Origin of the sequence: Catenibacterium sp. CAG:290 (genome assembly GCF_000437715.1) — a bacterium.
GTDB classification, from domain to species: Bacteria; Bacillota_I; Bacilli_A; order Erysipelotrichales; family Coprobacillaceae; genus Catenibacterium; species Catenibacterium mitsuoka_A.
Genome location: NZ_FR898795.1, coordinates 1 through 3,230 on the forward strand (window position 1 = coordinate 1; position 3,230 = coordinate 3,230).

Here is a 3,230-nt window from a genome sequence, read left to right on the forward strand (position 1 = left end):
TGAGTAAACCCCAAGTCTATTTAGTTACTCAGTTTAATTAAAACTCCCCCGCTTTTCTATTGGAACAATGATTGAAGATTGATTAAATAGCTTTGTTTATCATCATAGATGATCAATTTGTTTTCTCCTTCATATTCATAGAGTGAAATATCAACACCATTTTTAAATGGTAAAGATAATGGAACATAGCTATTCTTTTGAATATCATAGAGATAATAATTGACATGCTTATCATAGAAAGAATCTTCATTTTCATTTGTAATAAGAAGATATTGACTTGTAGAACTTGCAATTTTTATACGATAATTTTCTTCCTTTATTTCACAACTCTTTCTAGTAACATGATTAATGATTGTATTATCTACCAATTCAAACGCAGACGCAAATTCAGTAATACCATTCCATTTTTCAATCACCTTCTGCGTTGCACAATCAATCACAATCGTATAATCATCACCATAAGTAATAATATAATCATCACCATAAAATGAATGTTCATTTGATAAAGCATACCCACACATATCAGGTACAATCTTTTCTGTCTTATTGACTGTATCATAGATTGTCCAATACTCATCCTGCTTATTAATAAGTAGATGACGTCCATGAGGTGATAGGTATGGATTTACAGAGCGATGATCAGTGGTTATTGCTTCAATGTTTCCTGTCTTCATATTCAAGGCAATGATATCATTCTTTTTTGTACATAAATAGACAGTATTATTGAATATACGATTGATACCATACTCAACATAACCTGAAAAATCATACATGAAAATATCATGGTGGTAACGCACATATTTAAAAGAGAATGGTTTCTTATAAACACCCTTATATGTACGTGGTTTTTGTAGTTTGATTTGATTATGATGCATAAGGTAGATATTTTTTATTTTATCATCCTTAGTATATGTATATCCAAAAGGAGCCTCACCCCATTTAATATCCTTAAAAGCCACATTCTCAACAGAATGAATATCCTCTTTAGAAAAGTGATTTGTCAACCATTCTGACATATCAGAATGAAATGCACTGACAGTTATTAAAGAAATACATACAATAACAGCTGTTAAAACCATAGAAAATGAATAATGTTTTTTCTTTTGTGTATATGTGATCTTCTTCCAATCTTCTGGCGTATGAATATCATCAAGTTCCTTCCATTTATTCATCATCCTCACCCACTTTCTTCTTTAGTATCTCCCTTCCTCTTTTTAATCTTGATTTCACTGTATTGATATTCATCTTTAATATTTCTGAAATTTCATCTGTTTTATATCCTTCATAGTAATATAGAAAAAGTACATTCTTATAACGCGTTGGCATATCTAATATCACAGGAAGTAATACATAATCCTTCTTCTCATCTTGAATAAGCACATCTTCTATATTAATTGTCTTCTTATAGAAAACACGACGATAATCCTTACATGTATTGATTGTGACACGAATCAGCCAGTGTTTTAGATAATCATAGTCTTCTATCATGCCATGCTTATAGAGTTTAATGAAAACTTCTTGAAAACAGTCTTTCGCATCATCACTATTTCTCAAATTCATGATACAAATGCGAGTCACCATATCCCCATAGGTATCAATTACATCTTCTATTGTCATGATATTTCCCTCCCTTCACTATTAATACGATGATTCCCTCCATTTGGTTGCACATATGTGCTGAAATATTTTACTTTAAGGTCTATAATAAAGTCTACAAGGAGGAGAGAATGTATGCCATGTACAACATTACTAGTAGGTAAGAACGCATCTTATGATGGTTCTACCTTAATCGCAAGAAATGATGATTCACAATCTACAAGATTTACACCAAAGAAACTTGCAGTGATTCATCCAGAACAACAAAATAGAGTTTATGAAACAGTATTATCTCATTTAAAGATTCAATTACCTGATAATCCAATGAGATATACTGCGATGCCAAATGCCTTAAAAGGTGAAGGTATCTGGGCAGCAAGTGGAATTAATGAAGCAGAAGTCGCAATGACAGCGACAGAAACAATCACTTCTAATCCTCGTGTAATAGGGGCTGATCCACTTGTAGAATATGATGAAGAAACAAATACACCAGGTGGTATTGGTGAAGAAGATATTGTCTATCTTGTATTACCTTATATTCATAGTGCAAGAGAAGGTGTATTAAGACTTGGTTCACTACTAGAAAAGTATGGAACATATGAAATGAACGGAATTGCCTTCTCTGATCATGATGAAATCTGGTGGTTAGAAACTATTGGTGGCCATCACTGGATTGCAAGAAGAGTACCTGATGATGCTTATGTTGTAATGCCTAACCAGTTAGGTATTGATACATTTGATTTAAAGGATGCTTTTACTACTAAAGAAAATCATTTATGTAGTGATGATTTAAAGGTATTTATTGAAAAGAATCATTTATGTTTAAATCTAGATGATTCATTTAATGCACGTTATGCATTTGGTTCACATGATGATTCAGATCATGTCTATAACACACCACGTGATTGGTTTATTAGACGTTATTTAAATCCACATACTTATAAATGGGATGGAGAAAATGCAGATTTTACACCATTTTCTGATGATATTCCTTGGACTATGGTACCTGAAAGAAAGATTACTGTTGAAGATGTAAAATATGCATTATCAACGCATTTCCAGAATACGCCTTATGATCCATATATTACGCGTGGAGATTTATCTAATAAAGGTGCATTACGTCCTGTAGGAATCAATAGAAACGACTTCTTATCTGTATTACAGGTAAGACAGGGACAGGAACCTATTGAATGGTTTACATTTGGTTCAAATGTATTTAATACACTTGTTCCATTATATATTCATATTGATACTGTACCTGAATATTACAGTAATACAACTGCTGAAGTATCTACTGATAACTTCTATTGGGCCAATAGACTTATAGGTGCTATGGCTGATGCATGTGATAAACAGTCAGCCATCCATATTGAACGTTATCAAAGAGTGGTACAATCTCATTCACATCATATTATTCATACATATGATGAACTAATTGAAAAAGAAACAGATGAAGCAAGAAAAACAGAATTAAGACATGAAGCCAATCAAAAAGCAGCTGATATGTTGAAGAAGGAAACTTCAAAAACATTACATCTTGTCTTAGATGAATTAAGTTTTACCATGAAGAACAAATTTGCCCGTTCTGATGCATAAGAAAAGAAGCCTCGGCTCAATGTCATTAAGTTAAGAAT

General features: G+C 32.2%; 3 protein-coding genes. 1 reads left to right on the top strand and 2 read right to left on the bottom strand.

Going from position 1 to position 3,230, the window contains the following annotated elements; genetic code table 11:
• Positions 1-56: 56 nt before the first annotated feature.
• Together QVO42_RS03635 and QVO42_RS03640 are read right to left on the bottom strand one after the other, a co-directional pair.
• Entirely contained in the window at positions 57-1,172 is a 1,116-nt protein-coding gene (locus QVO42_RS03635) for a hypothetical protein (RefSeq protein WP_022424817.1), read from the bottom strand.
• Entirely contained in the window at positions 1,165-1,617 is a 453-nt protein-coding gene (locus QVO42_RS03640) for an RNA polymerase sigma factor (protein WP_022424818.1), read from the bottom strand. The genes QVO42_RS03635 and QVO42_RS03640 overlap by 8 nt, the downstream gene beginning before the upstream one ends.
• A gap of 114 nt (positions 1,618-1,731) precedes the next feature.
• Between QVO42_RS03640 and QVO42_RS03645 the strand changes: the two genes are divergently transcribed.
• Entirely contained in the window at positions 1,732-3,192 is a 1,461-nt protein-coding gene (locus tag QVO42_RS03645; RefSeq protein WP_022424819.1) for a C69 family dipeptidase, read from the top strand.
• Positions 3,193-3,230 lie beyond the last annotated feature (38 nt).

Bases quoted from the DNA above. Each gene is read 5' to 3' on its own strand.
- QVO42_RS03635 (WP_022424817.1), bottom strand. From the start codon at position 1,172: ATGAATAAATGGAAGGAACTTGATGATATTCATACGCCAGAAGATTGG.
- QVO42_RS03640 (WP_022424818.1), bottom strand. From the start codon at position 1,617: ATGACAATAGAAGATGTAATTGATACCTATGGGGATATGGTGACTCGC.
- QVO42_RS03645 (WP_022424819.1), top strand. From the start codon at position 1,732: ATGCCATGTACAACATTACTAGTAGGTAAGAACGCATCTTATGATGGT.